Source organism: Microbulbifer litoralis (genome assembly GCF_023634065.1).
In the GTDB taxonomy this organism is placed as follows: Bacteria; Pseudomonadota; Gammaproteobacteria; order Pseudomonadales; family Cellvibrionaceae; genus Microbulbifer; species Microbulbifer litoralis.
In genome coordinates this window covers 22307-46404 of record NZ_JALKCV010000013.1, presented here as the reverse complement: position 1 = coordinate 46404, position 24098 = coordinate 22307, and the positions used below count along the sequence as shown (strand labels likewise).

The window sequence follows — 24098 nt, the reverse complement described above, 5'->3', positions numbered from 1 at the left end:
GATTTCGGAATAGCGCCTTCCATATATCTGCCCACTCTCCTCCTCCGTTTCCCCGTCATCATTCATGAAATGACATAGAAAGGTCTGCTCATCGCTTCAGTATCTGTTTAAGCACCATGCTGCTTATTGAACTAAAAATTTTTTTCCAAAAAACCACCAAATCGTGAAAAAAGTATCGACCTGACTCGTTTCTATAGAGAATGCGAATCAATTGCATTCGATGACAGGAACAACCTGTCGGCCTCAACCAAACAAGGAGTTGAACAAATGAAACCGTTTGCTGTTAAAACCCTGCTGCTGTCCGCGGCCATCGCACTGCCAGTCAGCCAGGCCAACGCCTCACCTTTTGCCGGCGGCCAGAGTGACGACACCAACCTTGAGGTAGGTGCTTCAGTAATTCCGTTCGGACCACACACCGCGGGAAAAGCCGGAATTGGCATTGGTGGTGATGTTTTCTCCAAAGCCATGAAAGTGGACTTCGAAGGGCTTGCCTCTACCACGCCCACCGGCCATACGGGTAACCCGTCAACCGTCTATACATTCGATGAGCCCATCACAGAGGATGATCACGACGGCCTCGGCGTATTCAGCTTCGCTCAGACAAGCTCCGGAGATGTCTGGTACGGTGAGTGGTCGGAAAATGGCGACACCAACTTTACCGCGCGCTCTGTGTTCTATATCGGTGACAAGGCCAACACCACCATGCCGACCTCCGGAGATGCTGACTATAGCGTCAAAGGCTTCAATCACTTTTCCGGATCCAACCAGCTCAGTGGAAATATCAATGTGAACTTCGGCACCGGCGTCGTCGACGGTGATCTGGAAAACTCAGACCTTCAAATCGAAATTGATGGTTCCGTCTCGGGGTCAAGCTTTGCCGGTAGCGCCACAGCTCGTGATGCAGCGAATGGTTACGCCCTGCTGGACTCCAACGGTGTAAGCGAAGGTGAATTCTACGGCAGTAATGCTGCGGCACTGGCCGGCATGGCCACCTTTGCCAATAACAGCCAGTACGACACCTCATTCGGCAGCACCGGCAAAACAACCAACTGATACCGAAGTAGCCTGACTCAGGGCCGGAACCAATGCTCCGGCCCATTTTTCTACCCTTTCCAAGCAATCAACTTTTTATGCTGCCGCTCTCCAAAAATACCAGGAATTTTTTTCACCGCAGCCCACGCACATCACTGGTGTCTATCTGCCTCACCGCATTCCTGTTATCCGCACCCACACAGGCAGACCAGGACACCGAGCTGCGCCTGAACCAGGACCTGGATCTCACCTCGGAGCAGCGCGAGCAACAACTGCTCGAAGACGAGCGCGCGAAAGACCAGCCGCTACCCAACCTGATTGTGGATGGTCAGGAATATGAAGTCCGCCACAACCGCAACGATCTCGGCCGCGCACTCTACGTCGCGCTGAACAATCGAAACTGGCCGGTGGCCGCGCGCTTTCTCGCCGCCTACCGCACACTGAAAAAACCGGACCCGATGCTGCTGCACTACGCCCAGGGAAAACTGGCGCGGCTGCGTGGCAACCTGGTACAGGCCGAGGGCGAATACCGCGCGCTGCTGGCACTGAAAAAGGATTTTTTACCCGGGCGCCTGGAACTGGCGCGGGTGCTGTTTGAAAACCACAATAACCGCGAAGCACTGCAGCGCTTCGCATCCATTTTGCAGGACCTGCCCACCTCCGAAGTACACACCCTGGGTGTGCGCCACACGGTAAATACCTTTTTGCAGGCGCTGGAGCAGCGCCGCAGCTGGCAGGGACGCATCTCCTACGGAACCATCTACAGCGACAATATCAATGTGAGTTCCGGCAGCGAGACCTGCCTGATCTGGTTCGACGCAGAAAACTGTTATATCAACCGCACCGTGCCCGCCCCCATCGAAGCCGGCGGTACGGATTTTGAAGTCGCGCTGGAAAAATCCCTGTTCCTCCCCGGCCACGGCAGCCTGCAGCTCAAGGCGCTGGCCTACGGCGATCGCTACAGCGACCACAGCCAGTACAACCAGAGTACCTATATTGCCAACACCGGCTACCAGTATCGCGACGCCCGCGACCAGTACGCCGCGGGCCCCCTGTACGAATACGCCGATGCCGGCAACAAAAGCCTGTACCACGCCTGGGGCGGTTTTGCCGAGTGGATGCATTTCTCATCACCCGCCACCGCCTTCAAACTGCGCAGCGACTACAAACAGATGCGCTACCGCCGCGAGGCCCACACCCGCTTCGATGGCGGCATGACCTCCCTGCGCGCCACCGCCTGGCACCGCCTCGGCACGCAGTGGACATTGTTCGGCGGGCTCGACGCTGTCGACCGCAATGCCGAAGAAGCCATCAGCGGTTATGAGCAGTACGGCGCGCGCCTCGGCCTGGCCGCGCCGCTGTGGGGATGGGGCGATATGACCCTGTTCGCATCATTTCGACACAAACGCTACGATGAATACAACGCCCTGCTGGAAGCCCGCCGCGAAGACCTGGAACAACGCTACACCGCCATCCTCCGCGCGCCGCGCATGACGTTTTTCGGAGTAATACCCAGCCTGACCCTGGAGCACACCCGGATTCGCAGTAATGTCGACTGGCTGTACAGCTATCGGGAAAATGTCGCCAGCCTCAAGTTCGAGCGGCGTTTCTGATAGGGCTTTCAGAGAAACTCGAAAAACGAGTGTGTCGAAGGCAGGGAGTCGCCCCGGAAGAACATGCAAGATGGGGCGACCATTCCCGATGGGGAGTTGGCCGGGCGCGCCTTGCGCACCCGGTGGTTTTAAAGGGCGTTAAGGAAGTTCAACAGATCCTGTTTTTCGGCGGCCGACAATCCCTGATAGCTGTCATTTGAGGACTGACCTTCCCCGCCGTGCCAGAGAATCGCTTCCTCGATGGAGCGGGCACGGCCATCGTGCAGATAGCTGTGCTCCGGCGTACAGACTTCATTGCCCTGCCCACCAAGCGGATTCTCGACCCCTCCGGTTACACAGGCGGAAAGGCCCAATCCCCACAACGGTGGCGTGCGCCACTCGGCACCAGTGGCTTCGCCCTCGCCGAGATTGTCCGCCAGGCCCGTACCCATGTCGTGCAGCAGCAGGTCGGTATAGGGGTGAATGGTCTGGTTGCGCAGCTCCGCCAGGGGATGATGCTGTCCCGTCTGCATCGTCGGCGTGTGGCAAGCGGCACATCCACTGTCGACAAACAGCTGCTCACCGTTCTGTACCGACGCGTTGTCGTAATCCCGCTGTGGCCGAACACCCAGTAGCGAAATGTACTTGGTCAGGTCTGCCAGGTGCTGTTCCGCGAGTTCTGCGCCCGAGCCCCCACAATCGCCCTGACTGCTGCCGCAGTCCGGTGTGGGATACACAGAGGTCATGACACCCATGTCGGTATTGAATGCGCGAGCCAACTGCTGGCGGATGCTGGCAATACCCGCCTTCCAGCCGAAACGGCCCAGGCGGGTGTCACCGGTTTCCGGATCCAGCACCCGGTTTACACGGCCGGAAATACCGTTGCCGTCACTGTCTTCCGGGTCCGCCTGTGCGACGATAGAGGCTTCGGCAATGGCCTCCAGGAGGCCCATACCCACCAGGTTGGGGGCGATACGCGCAGAAAAACGCTCCGGCACCACGCCGGTGAAAGCGTAGTTGGGAGAGCGCAGGCCATTCTGCTCAGTCCAGTAGGCGATCGATACACTGCCCTCGCTGGCAGCGGCATTTCTTGCCTTGGGCTGCAGCACGGAACCGAGATAGGGATCGGGGTTACCGTTGGCATCGGCCACTTTAAAGGTCCACTTCTCCAGCGGCTGACCTACCGGGGCTGGCGCCGCACGCCCGTTGCGCACATGGCAGCTGCCGCAACTGTCACTGATATAGTGTGGCCCCGCAAAATCGATCATCCCCTGTAACGGAGGATTCTCGATCGGGCGTTCGTCGTGCACTCCATCCACAGCGGAGCTGTGCAGTACACGCCGACCGCGCATGAAGGGTTGGGCGTTGTCGTAACCCACGTTGGTCGCCATTTGCAGGAAATGGTTGTCGGTCTCACCGGAGGTCAGGGCGTGAATGGTGGTGTCTCCGCCCAGCCACGCACGCTCCGGAATCTTGAATGAATCCTTGATGCCACCAAATGGTGTTGTACCGCCCACATCCCAGGGGACCAGGCCTTCACCGACAATATAAAGGAAAGTGGTACCGTAATAATTGGCGCGGCCGTTGGGTACACTGGCGTCGAGAAACTGGCTGATCTCGAATTCCAGTTTGTCCCCCACTTGAATCGGGCGATTCTCCCGGCAGTTGAAGCTGCGCTCCTTGTAATAGTTATATTGATCCACAATCTGCATGACACCATTGTCGCAATACTCAGCGACGGTACCGACACCACGATAGAACCAGCGGTTCTCGGCTTCTGTATCACTTAGCTTGAACTGGGTGCGCACGTTCATCCGCACGGTGTTCCCGCCCTTGGCTACATTATCGATAATCTCAATGGAAGCCGTGCGGTCTTCCCAGTAGAAGCTCAGGTAGTGATCGTAAGCCTGAAAGTGATCTTCCTTCGCATGGCGATCGCGAGCGCGATCGGAGAATCTCGTGATCAGCGCCGTATCGGTTTCGTAAGTAATGGCCGGTTCCAGCGCGGTATCGCTGTCATAGAGGGGAACTATATCGCCGAGATCGGGAGTACCACCGGACGACGAACCACTGCCGGAAGAGCCACCAGATGATGAAGAACTGCTTGAGGAACCACCAGAGCTGCCCGATCCACTACCGGAGGATGAGGAGGACGAAGAAGATGAAGAGGATGAAGATGAAGAGCTACCCTGCCCGCTGAAGGTGTACTGGATCGGATCGGTGGTCTCGCCGACACCATTGTCAATCTTCGTGTAATAAACGCTGATCACATCCCCACTGGAGAGCCCGGGAATATTGTGATACCAGTTGCCGTTATCCCGGGTCATGCGTACATTCAATTGTCCGCCACCGTTGATGGTGTAGTGCACATCCACGATATCGCCACCACTCATGCGCGCCTGTGCGGTAGAACCATCGAGCTCTACCACGCAACCGTTGTCACAGTCTGCCTCTGAGCCGTAGACGCCGAGTTCCCAAATGGAATACCCCCACTGGTTGCCCGCGCTGCGGGTAGTGCCATTGATTCGGACATACCGGTAGACACCACTGACCGGGACCGTATCGGTGCGGTGACCGAAGACACCTCCGGTCTGCGTGGCCAGGGTGCTCCACTGGCTGCCATCGTTGGAGCCCTGAATCTCATAGATCTCGGCATTGGCTGCTTCCCAGTAAATCTCGACCTGGTCCAGGTCGTAGGCCTGGCCGAGATCCACGCTGATCCATGAGGGATCCGTCTGCGCAGCAGACGCCCAGCGGGTACCCTCGTCGCCGTCCACCGCATTACCGGCGGGCAGATCCGCGGTACTGGCGGAAACCGGGGCACCAGTTGCCAGTTTGGTGGACTGCGCCTGCGTTGTGACACTCATCACAAAAAGTACCGAGGCGGTCATCAGGGAAATCGCGGGTGCCAGGAAGGCTCGCCGCTCCGGGGGGAGTAGACGCATGGTCGATCCTCGCTTTTTATTGATTATTGAAGTCTGCGAGTGTGGTAGCTCTCACATCTCTGCTTGTGCGAGGGTAACAGTAGTTTCTGGAAGCTCTGCCGTCGTCCCACTTTGCGAATATGGCCAACCTGGTGCCAAAACACAGGCCGACCTGCAAGGTTCGTCAGGAAAGTCGCGACGTCAATCCTTCGACTTCAGGAAAACTCAAAGAACAGGTTGGCTGTCAGGCGGCCTGTTTCCGGGTTCGGGTCGATATCAGACTGCTCATCAACCAGGATCGAATGCAGGATGTTGCCGGGATAAATCACCAGCCGATGCTGCCGATGCTCGACTTTGTGAAAGAGTTCAAAGTCATCGCGACTTTCGGTCACATAGCCGTCGGACGGGCCACCCTGTTGCTGCAGGAATTGATCGGCGGTGGAAAAATAGGTCTCCGCACGCTCGCCATCCACACGCTCAAAGCCGGTGGAGCGGTGACGAGAAAACCTGGCGTCTACGTATAAGCCGGGGTGAGGTATACAGGCAGGTACGCCCTATCAGTGACTGCAGTTTTATCACTTTACTTATCCGATACCGGCCTTGCAGTAGTGATTGATAAACTCCATATGGTCCGGCCAGCTGTCCACTGTGACCCGTACCTGACTGCGGATACCGGCCAGGAAACGGGCCAGCTCTTCGTCACTCATCATATCGACGATGGGGTGGTATGCCTTTGGCATCAGTCCCTGACCCAACATTACCTGTAGCCAGGAAGTCTCCCCGAAAAGTTCCACTCCATTCTGATAGACACGGCCACTCTGTTCAAATATTTCCATTCGACGAGCGAGAGAATCCGGAATTTCCATTCCGCGGCAGTGGCGCCAAAACTCGGAATCCTTTCGATCGGTGAGCTTATAGTGAAGGACAACAAAGTCCCGGACATTCTCTGTTTCCTCACGAACCAGGCGGTTGAACTCATCGACTTCCGCCCGGGAAATTCCCTGAGATGGAAACAGCGTCAGCAGATGTATGATGCTCCGCTGGATCAGGTGAATACTGGTGGATTCAAGCGGTTCTATAAAACCACTGGAGAGCCCCATCGCGATACAGTTTTTATTCCAGTGCTGGCGGCGGGTTCCGGTGCGGAACGGGATTACCCGCGGATCGTTGAGCGGCTCGCCCTCCAGATTCTCCAGCAACTGCTGTTTCGCAGCCTCTTCTTCCATATAGTGGCTGCAGAAGACCAGACCGTTACCAGTGCGCGACTGCAGTGGAATTCTCCATTGCCAGCCGGCCTCACGCGCAATCGAGCGGGTATGGGGCACCGGCTTCGCGGCCTTGCCGGTCTGGACCGCGACAGCGCGATCGCAGGGCAGCCAGTGGCCCCAGTCCTCATAACCCGTGTGCAGGGCCCTATCGATCAACAGACCGCGGAATCCGGTGCAGTCAATGAACAGGTCCCCTTCCAGCAGTTCACCGCCATCCAGCTTGAGGGCTTTGATATATCCCGTGTCGGGATCCAGCTGGACATCCTCGATCTTGCCTTCGATTCTCGACACCCCATGTTTCTCTGCCAGTCCACGCAGGTATTTTGCGTAAAGGCCGGCATCGAAATGATAGGCATGATTCCGCTCACTGCGCGGGGAAACTGCAAAGCGCCCCAGCCTGGAGCCCAGGTGTTCCTTCGTGTACTCACCTATTCCGTAATTGATTCCCTGCTGTAATCCCTTGACCCAGAAATGACTGAAATTACACGCCCAACAATCCTTTCCCGCGTAGCCGAAGGAGTGGATATAGTCTTCCCCGGTGTCCTTCCAGTTTTCGAAGGCGATACCCAATTTGAAGGTGGCATTGGTTGCGGCCATCATTTCCCGCTCGTCGATCCCGAGCAACTGGTGGAAGATATGCAACGTGGGGATAGTGGCTTCACCGACACCCACGGTACCGATGGCTTCGGATTCAACCAGTCGGATATCCAGGTTTTTACCGAGCAGCTTGGCCAATGCCGCAGCTGCCATCCAGCCAGCGGTGCCGCCGCCGGCAATGATGACTTTACGAATTCTTTTATCCGCGTTCACATCAACTCTCTCAATAATCTGGTATATGCGCTCAACGCTTCAGGTCATTTTGCAGTTTTGCGCGCAGTTGCATCGCTGCATCCAGGCTCAGTGGCTGCTCCAGTATGCCCTGTGCGCGCGCCTCGATATGATCGGAAGCCCCTTCTCCCGCATCAAAGATGTAGTAGTCGAACAGTGCCTTCCAGGCCTTGCGTTGATGTTCCGGAAGATTGCGCAGACCGAGTACCGCGTGTAGCAGCGCATTGGTGGGGCGTCCCATATAAGCCTCCGAATCCCGCCACCAGTGGGTATAGAGCACGTTCAGCGTGTCCAGGCTCTCCACATGGTGCCACCACATGCCGGGGATAAACAGCGCATCCCCGGGCTCCAGCTCGGCCACCTGTGCGTTGGCCAGCGCTTCACGGAACCGTGGAAACCGATCGAAATCCGGGTGGTGAAAATCCACCAGGCTGATTTCCTGCCCCCCGGGCGCAAACTCAAGAGGGCCCGGATAGAGATTTGCAACCTGGTCCGGCGGCAACAGGGTAAAGCGGCGCTTTCCGGCAATATTGCAGGCGAGGTTATTCGGGAAGTCGTAGTGGGCCGCAACGCGCACCCTGTTCCCCAGCCACAGTGAACCGACCGGACAGGCTTCGCTGACACCGGCATCATTGGCGGCAGCAAACTCCGGGAACCAGTAACGGATTTCGCTGGAAGGCATATAGCGCATGGGCGCTCTATCAGAACCGGAACTGCCGAGGATATCGTCCAGTAATTCTCCGAGCGGCACCCGGCGGCTGTCGAAATTGAAGCCGCTCATATCCCCGTTGTAAAACACCCTGCCATCGGTTTCGGCACTGCCGAAACAGCCGATGACCGGATTTCCGGAGTAATTTTCCAGCAGATACTCCGCCATTGCCCGGGGAGAGTCCATGCCCGCCTGTACCGCCGGGAAGTGGTCACAGTAACCTCGCAGGACCAGTGGGCGGACGACGCCGGAAATGGAAGCGAACACGTTCTCCGGCGTAACGCCCCGCACCTCATCCGCGGGGGAGAGGCCGGCAGTTTCGATAAATGGCTTTGCCATGGCCCTGTCCTTTACTGGCTGGAAAGCAGCCGGTTTTTCTCGTCGATCAATCGCCGTAATTGCGACTGGGACGCCATCGCCATATAAATGGCCTCGAGGAAACCGGCCTGGTGCAGCTCGTCCAGGTCCTCGGCATTCAGTCCTCGCAGGCGCTCCTCATCGATGGTATAGAACCCTTTCAACTGATTGCTCTCCCCGTTATCGAGGGTCACATCCAGCGTAAAGGGTTCCAGCAGGCCGTGGACCTGCAGGGCGCGAACAAACTTTTCATTCTGCTCAATCCCCTGGTGAATGGCCTCCAGCATGTCCGCCACTGTATCGAGGAAAGAGGAGTTGCCACCGTACTCCAGGAACAGGGGCTCTCCGCGCTCGCGGTTGACCCGCGGGCTGTCGAGATCGATATGGATCACACGGCGGGTTTTCTCTATCCCGTCTTCAACAACACTCTGGCGACCGATCAGGAACGGCTCGCGGCGGATTGTCAGCGGCACGTAGGAGGAGTTCCATTTTCCGTCCCGCAGGTACAGGTTTTCGCCGGGCTGGAAGCCCAGCAGTACCAGCGGGAAGAAATTGCCGTTGCCGGCGTCCCGCTGGAAGAAAATCGGGTAGTGGCCCTGGAGTGCGCGAAATTCCAGAGGGAAGGTCAGCGCGTACCAGGCATCGTCGCCAAAGTCGGCCGAACGCTCGGTCATCACCCGCAGATCGCGATGTTCCACATTGTTAAGCAGTACCGCATTGGTCATCGTACTTCTCTCACTCGTACATTATTCTTTTATCGATTCCGGGTCAGGTTGACATAAATTCATGAATTAAAAAAGCCGCTGGTCCGAAGACCAGCGGCTTTCCATTGCCAGGTTAAACCATCCTGTGAAACGGTTTAGAAGGCGTAGCGAGCACCCAATTGCCAGCGCTCGCCGCCCTGGTAGAGCCCCAGGAGTTGGCGATCATCGCGACCGTGAACGCGGATATACTCATCGGTGACGTTGATGCCTTCCAGGAACACTTGCAGCCCTTCCAGTTGCGGCAGCTCATAGCTGAAATTCACATCAATCTGGCTGAAGGCCTCGGTGTACTGTGGATGGGCACCAGACCAGGTTTCCGAATGACTGCGGGAGCTCAGGAACTCATCGCGCCAGTTGTAGGCGATACGCGCCTGGAAGCCACTCTTGTCATAGAAGCCCACCAGGTTGGCCGAATCGCTGAGACCGATCATGGACTCCTGATCCATCAGCAGGTACGGGTCATACTCCAAATCGGAGTCTACCGCCGTATAGTTGGCTTGCATGCCGAAACCGGACTCGCCGAACATATGCTGAACCGCCAGCTCCACCCCGTCGATAGTGTTTTCCACATCACCATTTACTGGCTGACTGATGAGAAACACCAGGTCGGGATCGGTTTCCGGATTGCCGGTAATATTTACGCCTACGATTTCTCCGCCACTACCATATTCCACATCCACATAGGGGTTGTCGGCATGGTTCTCGGCAATATACTGGCGAATAGCACCGAATGTATCATGGCCAGCAGCCCGAGCCTCATCTACCAGTGCACCTTGAGCCGGATTCGGGATGTTGAATACCGTTTTTTCCGTTATACCGCTGCTGATGAAGTTGGACACTTCCTTGCGGAACAGGCCCACCGAGGCATAACTGGCGTCGCCGTAGTACCACTCCAGTGAAAGATCGTAGTTGAGAGACTCGAAAGGCTTCAACCCTGGGTTACCTGCGGATCCGCCGCCGAGACCACCAGTAGCCTGGATCCCCACAGAAGTGCCGCCTTTAATGTCATTGTATCCTGGGCGAGTGATTGCTTCGCTCACTGCCGCACGTGCTACCAAGTCCTCATTCAGATCGATGCTGAACGCCAGGCTAGGCAACAGGTAGTTATACTCACCGGTTTCCGTAAGGTATTCCCGCTCACCATTGCCCTGAAGGACAACTTCGTTGTCGGACGGCCATTCTGCGCCGTTATAAGCCGGCACTACCGAGGTGGATTCCACTTCGGTCTCCTCATAGCGAAGGCCGGCATTCAGCTGGTAGGGCATACCACGCAGCTCGGACCGGAAGTTGTACTGGACGTAAGCAGCGTTGGAGACCTCTTCAGTGGTACGATCGGTTTCGGAGCCCCAATCGGTGGAGGCACAAAATGCGGTGCCGCAATCCCCCATGCGGGTGGCCGTGGCCATATCCGCAGGATCAGTGCCGTACAGCTGCTCCATTATTGCCCGCACATCCTCGAAATTCCAGGAATAATAAGTGTCCAGAGCCTCCAGACCGCCGATCTCAGAGAAATCCCCCCACGACATATCAAACTGATCGGAAATACTCTCGGGCGTAAACAGTTCATCCGGTATGTCTTCCGGACTACCCGCGCCGCCCCAGGCATTGCGTTGCACACCTACTGACTGGGAGGTATTGCTCACTTCCTGGCGAGAGATACCGAAATCAATATCGCTGGATTCGTTCAGCTCGAAGTTACCGCTGAAGCGGAACTGATCGATTTCGGAGTGATCCTTGCTATTGGTGAATACAGAACCGGTAAGCAGGATATCCGAGGTCTTGATGCCGTCTTCGGTATAGACGTGAATCGCCGGCAAATCTTGGGTGTAGTCCACGCTGCTACCTTGGCGCACCAAAGCGGCGAGACTCATGGTGCCACTGGTCCCCCAGGGGCTGTCCGGGCGGCGCTCGGCCTCGGAGTGCTGGCCGTCAAACTCCAGGCTCAGGCGGTCGCTGACCTGCCAGTCCAGGTTAATACCGGCCATATCGCCTTCGAACACCTCTGCAGTGCTGCCGCCGCCCATGGCCACATCTCCGCCGGTGCCGAATTCGGAATAGATCAGCGGCGAGGAAATGGGGCCGTCAGTCCATACCCCCTGCTGGTCCCCCGCCCAACTGTGGTAAACGGAGATATCGTTAAACTGCTTGGCAATCTTGTTTTCGTAGTAGTTGTAGTCGGCGGTCGCGGTGAAATTCTCACTCGGCGCCCACTGCAATACCAACTGGCCATTGGTGCGCTTACGCTGTTGCTCCTCAAACTTATAGACAGAGCTCCGGGCAATAGAGTAAGTATCCCCTTCTTCGGGACGGTTGACTTGGTTCTCTTCCGGAAGATCATCCAGGTAGTCGTAACTGTTCCAGCCCGGTGTCGTCGACTGCGAACTGCCGCTTTCGCGCTCCTGCACACTACCGGAGATGGCCACACCGAATTTGCCGTCGGCAAAGGTGTCGGAATAGAAACCACTGTACTCCGGAGTGATATCCGCATCGTCGGAAGACTCATCCATCACACCCTTGGCGGAAAAGCGGATAGTGCGCTCCGGAGTCTCCAGCGGACGCGCAGTCAACAGGTTGATGGTGGCCCCCATACCGCCGGACGGCAGGGTGGCATTGCTGGTCTTGGCCACTTCCACACCAGTGACCATATCGGAGGCGATATTCTGGAAGTCAAACGAGCGACCGCCGGTGGTGCGGGCCATCTGGCGACCGTTCAGTGTCACCAGGTTGAAGTCCGGCCCCAGGCCGCGCACAGTGACCTTGCTGCCTTCACCGTTCACACGGTCGATGGACACGCCGGAGATCCGCTGCATGGACTCCGCCAGGTTGGTATCCGGGAACTTGCCGATATCTTCGGCGGAGATGGCGTCGACAACACCATTGGCGTCGCGCTTGATATCCATGGACCTCTCCAGACTGCCACGGATACCCAGAACCACTACTTCTTCGAGATTGGATGAACTTTCGTCAGATCCGGTCTGCGCCAGGGCCCCGCCGCTGAGGCCCGTCAGGGCGGCAATAGCGGCCGCCATGGATTTCTTTCTGAATCCAGCTTGCTTGCTCATGGAGTTCTCTCCCCATCGTCACGTCGTTATTTTTTATGCGTCTGTGCCAGAGGGCAGCTATCCGGTTATCCGACGGATGCGGGTCGCGAAGGATAGCGTTATCTGGCGCCAGCCTATACTCCGTTTCGCGACTGTGCAGTGTCGTCCCAGTTTCAAATACGGGCTAAAGATGAACTATCCCACCTTGCTCCACCCAAAGCGGGAACAAGAAAATCATTATAAATCAATAGCTTAGAAAAAGTGGGACGGCGTGGGAGAAAGTCAGGTAAGACTTTGCCAGATCCGGCTGGCAGCGGGTTCATTGCGGGACGCGGCCGCCATTCCAGGCGATCCGCAGGGTCTCACAAAAACATACGGATTGGTCCGGATTGGTCACGCTCGCACCGGGTGTCGCCCCCGGCCAAAGCGGCGCACCGACGCCGACACAGGATTTGCATTCCCCCCAGCGGCGGCGCACTCTCACAGGATCCGCACAACAATAAAAGAAACGCCATGACCAAACCCCAACTGAGCTTCTGGCAAATCTGGAGCCTGTGTATCGGCTTCAGCGGCATCCAGTTCTGTTTCGCCCTGCAGAACGCCAATGTGAGCCGTATCTTCCAGTCGCTGGGGGCCAGTGTCGAGGCCATCCCCTTTCTCTGGATCGCGGCGCCGGTCACCGGCCTGCTGGTGCAGCCCATCGTTGGCTACCTGAGCGACAACACCTGGAACCGCTTCGGCCGCCGCCGGCCCTATCTGCTGGCCGGCGCCGTCGCCGCGGCCACGGCGCTGCTGGTGATGCCCAACTGTGCGGAGCTGTGGATGGCCGCCGCCATGCTGTGGGTACTGGACGCCTCGCTCAATGTCATGCTGGGCCCGTCCGTGGCGCTGGTGGGGGACATGCTGCCGCAGAACCAGCGCGCCGGGGGCTTCTCCATGCAGAGCTTTTTTATCGGCGTGGCCGCGGTGGTCGCCTCGGCGCTGCCGTGGACCCTAGACCACTGGCTGGGCGTGGCCAACGAGGCCGGCGCGCGGGCGGTGCCCGATTCGGTGACCTTCGCCTTCTACCTGGGGGCCGGGTTCCTGCTGGTCACCATTCTCTGGACCTGTATCGCGACCCGCGAGTACAGCCCCGAGCAGTTGCAGCGGGGGCGCCACAGCCTCGGCGAACAATGGCAAGATACCTACAACGCGGCCAAGAACCAGCCGAAGTTCATCCGCCAGGGCTCCGCTTTCACCCTCGCCGGCATCGCCACAAGCGCAGCCGTGCCGTTGCTGTCACTCGACTACCGGCTGCTGATCCTGACGCTGGGGGTCGCGGGCTACGGCAGCTTCCAGCTGATTGCCGCAGCCATGCACCGGCGGCGCGCCTACCGGAACGGCCTCTACCAGATCATGCACGACATACTGGAAATGCCGACCACCATGCGACAACTCGCGGTCGTCCAGTTTTTTACCTGGTTCGCGCTCTTCACCCTGTGGATCTACGGTGCACCGGCGGTGGCCGGCTATCATTTCGGCGCCACGGATACCGACTCCGCGCTGTACAACGAGGGCGCCAACTGGGTGGGGATCCTGTTTGCCACCTACAACGGCTTCGCGGCGCTGGCCGCCATCGCCATTCCGCTGATGATCCGCGCCATCGGTATCAGGGCGAGCCATACCTGTAACCTGCTGCTGGGATCGGTGGCCCTGTTCTCGTTCCTGTGGATTCGCGACCCACAGTGGCTGCTGTTGCCCATGGTGGCCATGGGCTTCGCCTGGGCCTCGATCCTGGCCATTCCCTACTCGATCCTCTCCTGCGCCCTGCCCGCTCACAAGATGGGTATCTACGCCGGCATATTCAATCTGTTTATCGTCATTCCGCAGATCCTGGCCTCCAGCCTGCTGGCGCTGGCGTTACACCACCTGTTCGACGGCGAACCAATCCGGGTACTGGCCCTGGCCGGCGGCCTGTTCCTGGTGGCCGCCGTAGCCACGCAGTTCGTTCGTATTCCCGGGGAAACAGCGGACAAATCCGCGCTGGCAACAGGTTGGGACTGATTCCGTGGAGATCCCCGTTGCGCTGACATTGCGGAGCGGGATCGCGAATCCCATTCCACTACAGACAGAAAATACCGGCCTGACAGTTTGCTCACCGATTCCGACCTCCATTTCCCACTGAAAACGTTTTCAGCTCCGGAAAACGTTTTCACGGGTTTTTCATGACCCGTTTTATTGACGCTTTGAATTTCAGTTAATTACGATAAATAAAAACAGGCACCGGCGCTGTTGCGACCAGAAGAACAATATCTGCGCATATCACCCGGGCCGAGAATAAAAGGGTCGCGGACTTTTACGGCTGCGCAACAGCCGACACCGACGACCCGTTCACTCCGGAAAATACCGGACCGGATGAGAGAGTGAGAGCCCGGGGAAATCCTGCCGATCCTTCCTGCCTCCTTTCAATTAACGACAGTAAAGAATTCGCCTTCGCCCAGGGCGATGGATTTACGGAATCAATCCGCTAAATCATCGAGGTTTTGGGATCAATAACAATCAACCAATACGGTGATCAGGGGAGACCCATGAAGAATTGCAACCATTTCCGCAGGACATTGCTCGCCAGTGCCATTGCCTCCTACGCCCTTGTCGGCGCGGCGGTGGCGCAGGAACAGGACGATGCGTCGCTGGAGGAAGTTGTCGTCTACGGCGTAAAGCAGTCGCAGCAGACCGCCATCAACACCAAGCGCAACGCCGACTCGATCGTCGACGGCATCGCCGCCGAGGATATCGGCAAACTGCCCGACTCCACCATTACCGATTCGCTGCAGCGCATCACCGGTGTGCAGATCCAGCGCTCCGCCGGCGAGGGCAGCAGCCTGAGCGTGCGCGGTATGCAGCAGGTGGCGGTGATGCTGAACGGGGAGCAGTTCCTGGCGGCCGGCAACCTCGCCAGCGCCCAGCCCAACTTTACCGACGTACCCGCGCAACTGTTGCGCTCCGCCAATGTCTACAAGACCCTGGATGTGAGCAACTCGGTGTCCGGTATTACCGGTACCATCGATATCGAAACCTACCGCCCGCTGGATTTTGAAGAGGGACTCAGCACCGCCAGCGGCTATGAGATGTCCCGGGGGGAAATCAGCGGAGAAACGGACAACACCTTCAACGCACTGGTCAACTGGCGCAACGACGATATCGGCCTGCTGATCTCCGGTGTCACCGGGCAGAAAAACCTGGCCAATGATTACGTCGGCCATGTGGGTGATCCGGCCGGCCTGGAAATGGGCCCCGGCTCGGAGTTCGAGGGTTCCTGGACCGTCAACACCAACCACGGCTACGAGTTCTTCAATGCCGGCAACGAGCGCAACCGCGACGGTATCAACCTGGCCCTGCAGGCGGACCTGGGCAACGGGCTCGACCTGGTGGTCGAGGGTTTCCATACCGATGCCACCGAATACCAGCGCCGCGTGGGCCTGAATCTCTCCAACCGCTGGCAGGGCCAGAGCGCCACCAGCCCCGAGCGCCAGGACATGTGGCACCCACGCTACAGCCAGGTCTGGACCGGTGCGCAGATCGCTGCGCCCACCTCCATCAACAATTCCGTCCAGGGCGCCGACGGCCGCAACTGGGTGGTGGCGGACGAGTTCGATATGGAGCCTCTGTGGGTCTACTCACTCAGTTCCAATCGCAAGATCGACACGGAGTCCACCAACTTCAATGTCGAATTGAACTGGGACAACGGCGGCCCCTGGAGCGGCAGCCTGCGCGCCATCGCCGCCGAGGCCAGCAACGACCAGGTCTACGCGACGGCCCAGGGCGGCATCAACAGCTTTACCGGCGACACTGTGCAGACGCTGGAGAACCACTTCTATCCCGCGGATATCATCGAGGAATACAACCTCACGCTGGACCCGGAGCGCCTGGACGAAGTGGGCGTCAACGGTGGCCGCTACGTCCTGCCCAACCCACAGGGCTACGGACAGGACCCGCGCCTGAACATGCGCTACAACGACTACAAGGTGAGCCTCAGCGGTTTCGATCGCCCCATCGCCGGCGGCCTGACCGATGCCGGCGGTGAAAAATCCCTGGCCGATTATATGGCCAACAAGGACAGCTGGATCATGGAGGGCGAGCAGCTGGAACAGAACAGCCATATCGACTCCGACCTGAGCGCGCTCAACCTGAGGGTCAATTTCCGGCCGGAAAACCTGTTTATCACCGACGTGGAATTCGGCTTGCGCCCGAGCCGCCGTACGGTGGAAAAGGAAAACTACGATTACTGGGCCCAGTTCTACGTCGGCTCCAACAACCGGCTGACCGGACCCAACCTGCCCGATGCGCAAAACGAAGTGGGCTGCTACGCCCAGTGGCGCTCCATCGACCAGAAATTCGACGGTGGCGGCACCGGGGCGGAATGTTCTGCCGGTGAGCGTCTGGTGGAGGGCGATCCGGACTCTTTTGTGCCCTACTTCGTACTGCCGCCGCAGTCGCTGGACCACAATGGCGAAGACCTGGTATTCGTCACCGACCTGGGTGACAACGTCGAAGGCATTCCCGGCTTCTGGGCCGTGGACCCGAAATCCTTCGACGACGCGGAGGCCTTCAACCGGCGCGCCTTCGGCGATATCAAGCCGATCGTCAACCCGGCTTCCAGTTACGATATCACGCTCACGGAGCTTTCCAGTTACGTCAAATCGGATTTCGAGATCGGTCCGGTGTCCGGCAACTTCGGGGTCAAGGTGATCGAGTCGGAAATCAAGGCACTGATCTACGAAACCACACCCACTACCCGCACCAACGGCGGTTCCAACTACTATACCGGGCGCATCACCGAGACCAAGCGCCGCACGGATGTGCTGCCGGCACTGAATATGGCCTGGAACGTGAACGACTCGGTCATCCTGCGTTTCAGCGCGGCCAAGAACAAACAGGACCTGGACCTGGACAACTACGGCAGCAGCCTGGAAATCTACACCGCGGCGGATCCGGACGACCCGACCCAGCGTATTCCCAGCGGCTGGAACTCGTCGGGCAATATCGACCTGGAGCCCTGGCTCACCAACAACTTCGATATCTCGGCGGAATACTATTTCGGCGATGCCAGCATGGCCAGTATTGGCGTCTACCTGGTGGAAATCGATTCGTTTATCGAGACCAAGCAAAGCACCATCGAGATCGAACAGAACGGCGAGACCTACACCATCACCGGCAACGGCCCCGAAGTGGGTGAAGGTGGCGAGGTCAAGGGTATCGAACTGGGAACGAAGCTGGCATTTTCCGACCTGACAGAGATGGAAATACTGCGCAATTTCGGTGTGGACGCCAACTACACCTACTCCCCCAGCGAGGTTCCCGGCGATCATTCGGATGTTACCGGCATGAAATATCCGTTTGCCAATAACTCCGAGCACACCTACAACTTCGTCACCTGGTACGAGAAAGATCGCTGGCAGGCACGGATCGCGCTGAACCATCGCAGCGAGCGTTTTATCCAGTCCTACGGCCCCTATAATTTCGCCCGCTACGCACCGGAAGAAACCTATGTGGACGCCAATGTCAGTTACGACGTGCTGGACAATGTCACACTGTTCCTGCAGGGTTCCAACCTGACCGGCGAAGACGTGCGCGAGGTCTACCGGATTGCCGACGGTGTCGAACAGGAGGCATTGATCTACGACAACGAGGCCCGCTACGCCCTGGGTGTACGCGCCAAGTTCTAGTGGGCCGCTTGTAAAGTTCGGTAACAAAGGAGCACAGCCAAATCGTTCAGATCAAGGCAAGAAAGCGCTGGAATAGTGGTTCTATTTCAAGCTTTCTCAACGCAGAGCTGGGCGATTTGGCGAAGTGAACTGTTACCTAACTTTGCGAGCGGTCCACTAGCACCGGGATGACTAACCCGGCGGCCCGGTCCGGAAGGGTCGGGCCGCCTTTCCCGGACTGATGGGCACGCCTACAGGTGCAGCTTCGCCGCTCGGATAAGTGGTTACATCTCAGGTTTCGGAGTTCAGTTCGGGGAGCTGGAGCGGGGTGCGGCTTTCTGGGACACGCCGTGTATACGTCCCTGTAGGCTTGTCTGCGAGGTCCCTCTCGCAGACAGTCCCAGAAAGGCGCACCCCGCTCCAGCTTGTGTCATCCGCAGGCGCCTCGAACTCCGAAACTTGAGTTACATAATAACAAGAGAGAAAGCAGCAGATGTGCAGTTCGAACAACCGCATCGTTATTGCCGGCGGCGGCACGGCCGGCTGGATGACAGCGGCGGCGCTGGCGCAACATTTCGGTAGCCTGGCACAGATCACGCTGGTGGAGTCTTCCAGTATCGGGACCGTCGGTGTCGGCGAGGCCACTATTCCCACCATTCGCGATTTCTATCACCAGCTGGGTATGAATGACCTGGACGTGATCCGGGCCACCGGCGCCACCTGCAAGCTGGGAATCCAGTTCAACGACTGGCACAGGCCCGACTCCTCGTTCATGCATCCGTTCGGCCTCTATGGCGAGCGGGTACAGGGTATCGACTTTCACCAGTTCTGGCTCAAGATGCGCGCCCTCGGCCAAGCGGCGCCGCTGGGCGAATACTGTCTCGGCGCGTCCCTGGCCGGGTCCGGCAAATTTACCCTGCCCTCCCGCAACCCGCCCTCAACACTTTCGGTATTCGATTGGGCACTGCACTTCGATGCCAACCGGTTCGCCGGATTGATGCGCGACTACGCCATAGACAAAGGCGTGACCGCGGTGAACGCGACCATTCACACAGTGAGCCAGTATGACGACGGCCGTATCCGCGCGCTGGAAACCGAATGCGGCCGCTCCATCGCCGGCGACCTGTTTATTGACTGCTCCGGCTTCCGCGGCCTGCTGATCGGCGAAACACTCGGTGTCGGCTATTGCGACTGGCGCCAGTGGCTGCTCTGCGACCGCGCGCTGGCAGTGCAGAGCCAGCGCGGAACATCGCCGAACCCATACACGCGGGTGGATGCCCGCAGTGCCGGCTGGCAGTGGCAGATTCCGCTGCAGCACCGGGACGGCAATGGCCATGTCTATTCCAGCGAATTTATCGCAGACGACAGCGCCGAAAAAATACTGCGCGACAACATCGATGGTGAACTGATTGGCGAACTACGCCAGTTGCGTTTTGTACCCGGGCGTCGCGAGCGGGCCTGGGAAAAGAACTGTATCGCCATCGGCCTGGCGGCGGGCTTCCTTGAGCCACTGGAGAGCACCAGCATCGCGCTGATTGAAACCGCCATCGAGCGGATCAAGACCCTGATGACGAATTTCGATATCCACCCCAGTGTTATCGAGGAATTCAATCACACCACGGCACAGGAATACGAACGCGTGCGGGATTTCCTGATTTTCCACTACAAGGCCACGGCGCGAGACGACAGCGACTTCTGGCGCTACTGCAGGAATATGCCCATTCCGGACACGCTGCAGCACAAGCTGGACCTGTTCAGCGCCAGCGGCCATATCGTCAACTACCGCTGGGAAATATTCCACGAGCCCAGCTGGCTGGCACTATTTGCCGGCTTTGAGCACCTGCCCGAACACCACGACATCCGGGTGGACCGCTTTCCCACGGAACAGGTCCGGCAGAGCCTGGAGGCCATGCGCACATCGCTGCGCAAGGCGGTCGACAGCGCGCCGCACCACAGCACTTTTATCCGCGAACACTGCGCGACCGAAATAAACGCCGGAGCCGCAACATGAACCCCATCAGGCATATCACCATCGTCGGCGGCGGCACCGCCGGCTGGATCGCTGCGGCGGTACTGAGCAACCAGTTTTCCCGCGAGGAGGTCGCCGTCGAGTTGGTGGAATCCGAGGAGATCGGCACTATCGGCGTGGGCGAATCCACGATTCCGCCGTTTCTCGAGCTGCTGCAGTCGCTCAATATCGACGAGCAGGATTTTATCCGCAAAACCAATGCCAGCTTCAAGCTGGGCATCGAGTTCTCCGACTGGCGCCGACAGGGCGAATCCTATTTCCACCCGTTCGGTGCTATCAGCGCCAATATGGACGAGTATGTTTTCTACCAGAACTGGCTCAAGTCCTGCCAACAGGGAGACGATTTTGCATTGCAGGATTTCTCCCCCTGCTCGCTGATGGCCCGGCACCGGCGTTTCGTGTTGCCCCAGGGCGCGGAGCGGACACCGGTTTCCGAAGCGCGCTACGCGCTGCACCTGGACGCCAGCCTGGCCGCCCGCTACCTGCGGAACTACGCCGAGGCCCGGGGCGTGCGCCGCACCGAGGGTAAGGTGCTCGAGGTGCGCCAGCGCGACGATGGCTTTATCGACAGCCTGGTTCTCGAGGACGGCCGCGAGCGCCGCGCCGATTTCTTTATCGACTGCACCGGCTTCCGCGCACTGCTTCTCGGGCAGACGCTGGGCTCCGAGTATATCGACTGGTCCGAATACCTGCCCTGCGACCGCGCCATCGCGGTCCAGACAGAGAATACCGAACCGCCTCCACCCTATACCCGCGCCATCGCCCAGGCTGCCGGCTGGAGCTGGAAAATTCCGCTGCAGCACCGCACCGGCAACGGTTACGTCTACGCCAGTGATTTCTGCAGTGACCAGCAGGCGATGGATACGCTGATGGCACAACTGGACGGCAAGGCTCTTACCGATCCGCGAGTGATCCCTTTTCAGACAGGGGTGAGGCGGGAGCCATGGAAAGGCAATTGCCTGGGCCTGGGCCTTGCGTCCGGTTTTATCGAGCCGCTGGAGAGCACTGCCATCCACCTGGTTGTGCGCGGCATGGTGCACCTGATCCAGCATTTCCCCGAACGCAACTGCCAACCGGCGCTGATGCGCGAATACAACCGGCGCATGGGGTTGGAGTATGAGGAGATCCGCGATTTTATCGTACTGCACTACTGCCTGACCGAGCGCGACGACACCGCATTCTGGCGTTACTGCCGGGAGATGCTCTGGCCGCAGACGCTCCGTGAAACCGTGGACTATTTCCGCGTCCAGGGCGGCGTGCCGGAATCGATCGAGCCGCTGTTTTCCGTGGCGAGCTGGCGCTCGGTCTGTGAAGGCATGGGATTGCGGCCCGCTTCCCATTCACCATTGGTCAACAGTTTCGATTATGCCACCACCCGCAATCATCTCGCCAATTATCGCCGCGCACTGCAAGACTTTATCCAGCAGTTGCCCAGGCACGAGGATTTTATTGCAAAACACTGCGCCGCAGCGGAGATTGCACCAGCCTGATCCCCCGATTTTTTGCTTGTACGTCGAGGCTCTCCGAGTCTTCTCCTTCCTGCCCCGCACAGTCTTTTAGGCGGGGCTTTTTTTGCATTTTAAATTCTCGACTGATCGTCGAAACCAGGCTTCTAAATAAATAGATAGATACCTGCGCGACTGAAATCGTTTTCACGCAATTCACGGCCTGAAAACGATTTCAGTTGATGGACAGTGACAAACCCCGCTGATTAACATCTTTTGCAGCTGGCAGATGAAACTCCGCCAAACGGTTCAGCGAGAAGAATGGAATGATGAGAACAATGAACAGAAGAATAACCGGTCGATCACTTTCAGTGCTGCACTCCGCCGCACTGCTCTGTTTCTGCCACGCGACTGCCGCAGTCGAATACCGGCTGGCCTCCCCCTCCGGCGACATTACTCTCGAGTTCGGGCTGACCGAATCGGGCCAGCCGTCCTACAGCGCAAAGTATGATGGCCAGGCGGCGATCGACCGCTCCCTGCTCGGGTTCGACTTCCGCCGCGCCGCCGACCTGGTCGACGGTATGGTGGTGGAACAGGTCGATCGCAGCTCCGCCGACACTACCTGGGAGCAACCCTGGGGCGAGCAGCGATTGATTCGCGACCACTACAACGAAATGCGACTGACCCTGAGCGAGAGTGCTGCACCGGCGCGTCGGATGGAGCTGGTCTTTCGCGCCTATGATGACGGTATTGCCTTTCGCTACCGGCTGCCGGAACAGGAAAATCTCGACCGGGTGGAAATCCTCGACGAACTGAGCGAATTCAACCTGTCCGGCGACTATTCCGCCTGGTGGACGCCGGCCCTGGCCGGGGAGAAGTACGAGTACCTGACCAGGAATACCCCACTGGAGCAGGTCGAGCTGGTGCACACGCCGCTGACACTGACCCGAGAGCGGGGACCGGCACTGGCCATTCACGAGGCCGTGCTGAAAGACTACGCCACCATGAACCTGCGCGGCGAAGGCCACTCATTGAAAGCGGCGCTGGTGCCCATCCACAAGGGCAGCCCGGTAAAAGTCGAAGCGCGCACGCCCTTCTCCACCCCCTGGCGCACGGTGCAGATGGCGGACAGTGAAACCGGCCTGATCACCTCCTACCTGACGCTCAACCTGAACGAACCCAATAAACTCGGCGATGTCTCCTGGGTGCATCCGGGCAAGTACGTCGGCATCTGGTGGGAGCTGCACCTGGAAAAAGGCACCTGGCACTCCGGCCCCAAACACGGCGCCACCACCGAGAACACAAAGAAATATATCGACTTCGCCGCACAGAACGGCTTCGATGGTGTGCTGGTAGAAGGCTGGAACCGCGGCTGGGACGGCGAGTGGTGGAATCACGGCGGCGGCGCCTTCCGCTTTACCGAGGCCTACCCCGACTACGATGTGGATGCACTCAGCCGCTACGCCAGCGACAGGGGGGTATATCTTATCGGTCACCATGAAACCGGCGCGGAAACCGATAATTACGAACGCCAACTCGAAGAAGCCTACGACTTCCTGCAGCAGCACGGTATGAAGGCAGTCAAGACCGGCTATGTAGAAACCGGTGAACTCCTGACAAACAACAACTACCACCACGGGCAGAGATTCGTGCAGCACGCCGGGAAAGTGACCCGCACCGCCGCCGAGCACAAGGTGATGGTGGTGGCCCACGAGACGGTGAAGGATACCGGCGAGCGCCGCACCTATCCCAACCTGGTATCCCGCGAGGTGGCTCGTGGGCAGGAGTACAACGCCTGGGCCGAGGACGGCGGCAACCCGCCGAACCACACCACCATCATTCCCTTTACACGCATGCTGGCCGGGCCGATGGACTTCACTCCCGGCATTTTTGACCTGACCCTGCCCTCGCGCCCCGACAACCAGGTCAATACCACGCTGGCCAAGCAGCTGGCACTCTATGTGGTGATCTATTCGCCGGTGCAAATGGCCGCGGACCTGCCGGAAAATTACCGCAAGTATCCCGATGCCTTCCAGTTTATCAAGGACGTGGCCGTGGACTGGGAAACCACCCGCGTGCTGTCCGGCGACATCGGGCAGCACGTGGCCATCGCCCGCCAGGTCCGCGGCGGCGAGGACTGGTTCGTCGGCGCCATCACCAATGAAAAAGCCCGCGATGTTGCACTGGACCTGGATTTTCTCGACACCGGCAGAAGCTATACCGCCACCATCTACCGGGATGGCGAAAAGGCGGACTACCGCGCTAATCCGGAGAGCTATGTGATCGAAAGCCGCCGCGTCAACGCCGGTGACAAAATCCGCACACGACTGGCGCCCGGCGGCGGCATGGCCATCAGGCTGGCAGCGGAATCAAAATGAAAGTTCCATTTCGCAAGGTGTGCCGTGCACACCTTGCAGATAACGTG

General features: G+C 58.6%; 13 protein-coding genes. 7 read left to right on the top strand and 6 right to left on the bottom strand.

Annotated features, from left to right (window positions below; translation table 11 throughout):
- Positions 1-267: 267 nt before the first annotated feature.
- Entirely contained in the window at positions 268-1053 is a 786-nt protein-coding gene (locus tag MWN76_RS16810; RefSeq protein WP_250463439.1) for a Slam-dependent surface lipoprotein, read from the top strand.
- A 137-nt stretch (positions 1054-1190) separates the two neighbouring features.
- Entirely contained in the window at positions 1191-2645 is a 1455-nt protein-coding gene (locus MWN76_RS16805; RefSeq protein ID WP_250463437.1) for a surface lipoprotein assembly modifier, read from the top strand.
- 128 nt (positions 2646-2773) lie between these two features.
- Here MWN76_RS16805 and MWN76_RS16800 read toward each other — a convergent pair whose 3' ends face one another.
- From MWN76_RS16800 to MWN76_RS16775, 6 genes are all read right to left on the bottom strand, one after another.
- Positions 2774-5569: a di-heme oxidoredictase family protein gene (locus tag MWN76_RS16800; RefSeq protein WP_250463434.1), complete on the bottom strand. Its 2796-nt coding sequence runs from the start codon at positions 5567-5569 to the stop codon at positions 2774-2776.
- A gap of 194 nt (positions 5570-5763) precedes the next feature.
- Positions 5764-6021, bottom strand: coding sequence for a DUF6445 family protein (locus MWN76_RS21320; RefSeq protein ID WP_425606630.1), 258 nt, complete (start codon positions 6019-6021; stop codon positions 5764-5766).
- 111 nt (positions 6022-6132) lie between these two features.
- Positions 6133-7626, bottom strand: a complete 1494-nt coding sequence (locus MWN76_RS16790) for a tryptophan halogenase family protein (protein WP_345780080.1) — start codon at positions 7624-7626, stop codon at positions 6133-6135.
- Positions 7627-7657: 31 nt separating this feature from the next.
- Positions 7658-8692, bottom strand: coding sequence for a cupin-like domain-containing protein (locus MWN76_RS16785; protein ID WP_250463428.1), 1035 nt, complete (start codon positions 8690-8692; stop codon positions 7658-7660).
- Between the two features lie 11 nt (positions 8693-8703).
- Positions 8704-9435 carry a SapC family protein gene (locus tag MWN76_RS16780; protein ID WP_250463425.1) on the bottom strand — a complete coding sequence of 244 codons (732 nt, stop codon included), beginning with the start codon at positions 9433-9435 and terminating at the stop codon, positions 8704-8706.
- A 134-nt stretch (positions 9436-9569) separates the two neighbouring features.
- On the bottom strand, positions 9570-12536 hold the full coding sequence (locus MWN76_RS16775) for a TonB-dependent receptor (protein ID WP_250463422.1): 2967 nt from the start codon (positions 12534-12536) through the stop codon (positions 9570-9572).
- Positions 12537-13028: 492 nt separating this feature from the next.
- On the opposite strand from MWN76_RS16775, the gene MWN76_RS16770 reads away from it, so the two are divergent.
- The 5 genes from MWN76_RS16770 (at position 13029) to MWN76_RS16750 (ending at position 24051) form a co-directional block, all read left to right on the top strand.
- Positions 13029-14558: an MFS transporter gene (locus MWN76_RS16770; RefSeq protein ID WP_250463418.1), complete on the top strand. Its 1530-nt coding sequence runs from the start codon at positions 13029-13031 to the stop codon at positions 14556-14558.
- Positions 14559-15082: 524 nt separating this feature from the next.
- On the top strand, positions 15083-18220 hold the full coding sequence (locus MWN76_RS16765; RefSeq protein ID WP_250463415.1) for a TonB-dependent receptor: 3138 nt from the start codon (positions 15083-15085) through the stop codon (positions 18218-18220).
- Positions 18221-18692: 472 nt separating this feature from the next.
- Entirely contained in the window at positions 18693-20210 is a 1518-nt protein-coding gene (locus MWN76_RS16760) for a tryptophan halogenase family protein (RefSeq protein ID WP_250463412.1), read from the top strand.
- Positions 20207-21718, top strand: coding sequence for a tryptophan halogenase family protein (locus tag MWN76_RS16755; RefSeq protein WP_250463410.1), 1512 nt, complete (start codon positions 20207-20209; stop codon positions 21716-21718). Before MWN76_RS16760 ends, MWN76_RS16755 begins: the two co-directional genes overlap by 4 nt.
- 293 nt (positions 21719-22011) lie before the next feature.
- Positions 22012-24051, top strand: coding sequence for a glycoside hydrolase family 97 protein (locus MWN76_RS16750; RefSeq protein WP_250463409.1), 2040 nt, complete (start codon positions 22012-22014; stop codon positions 24049-24051).
- The last annotated feature ends 47 nt before the right edge of the window (positions 24052-24098 follow it).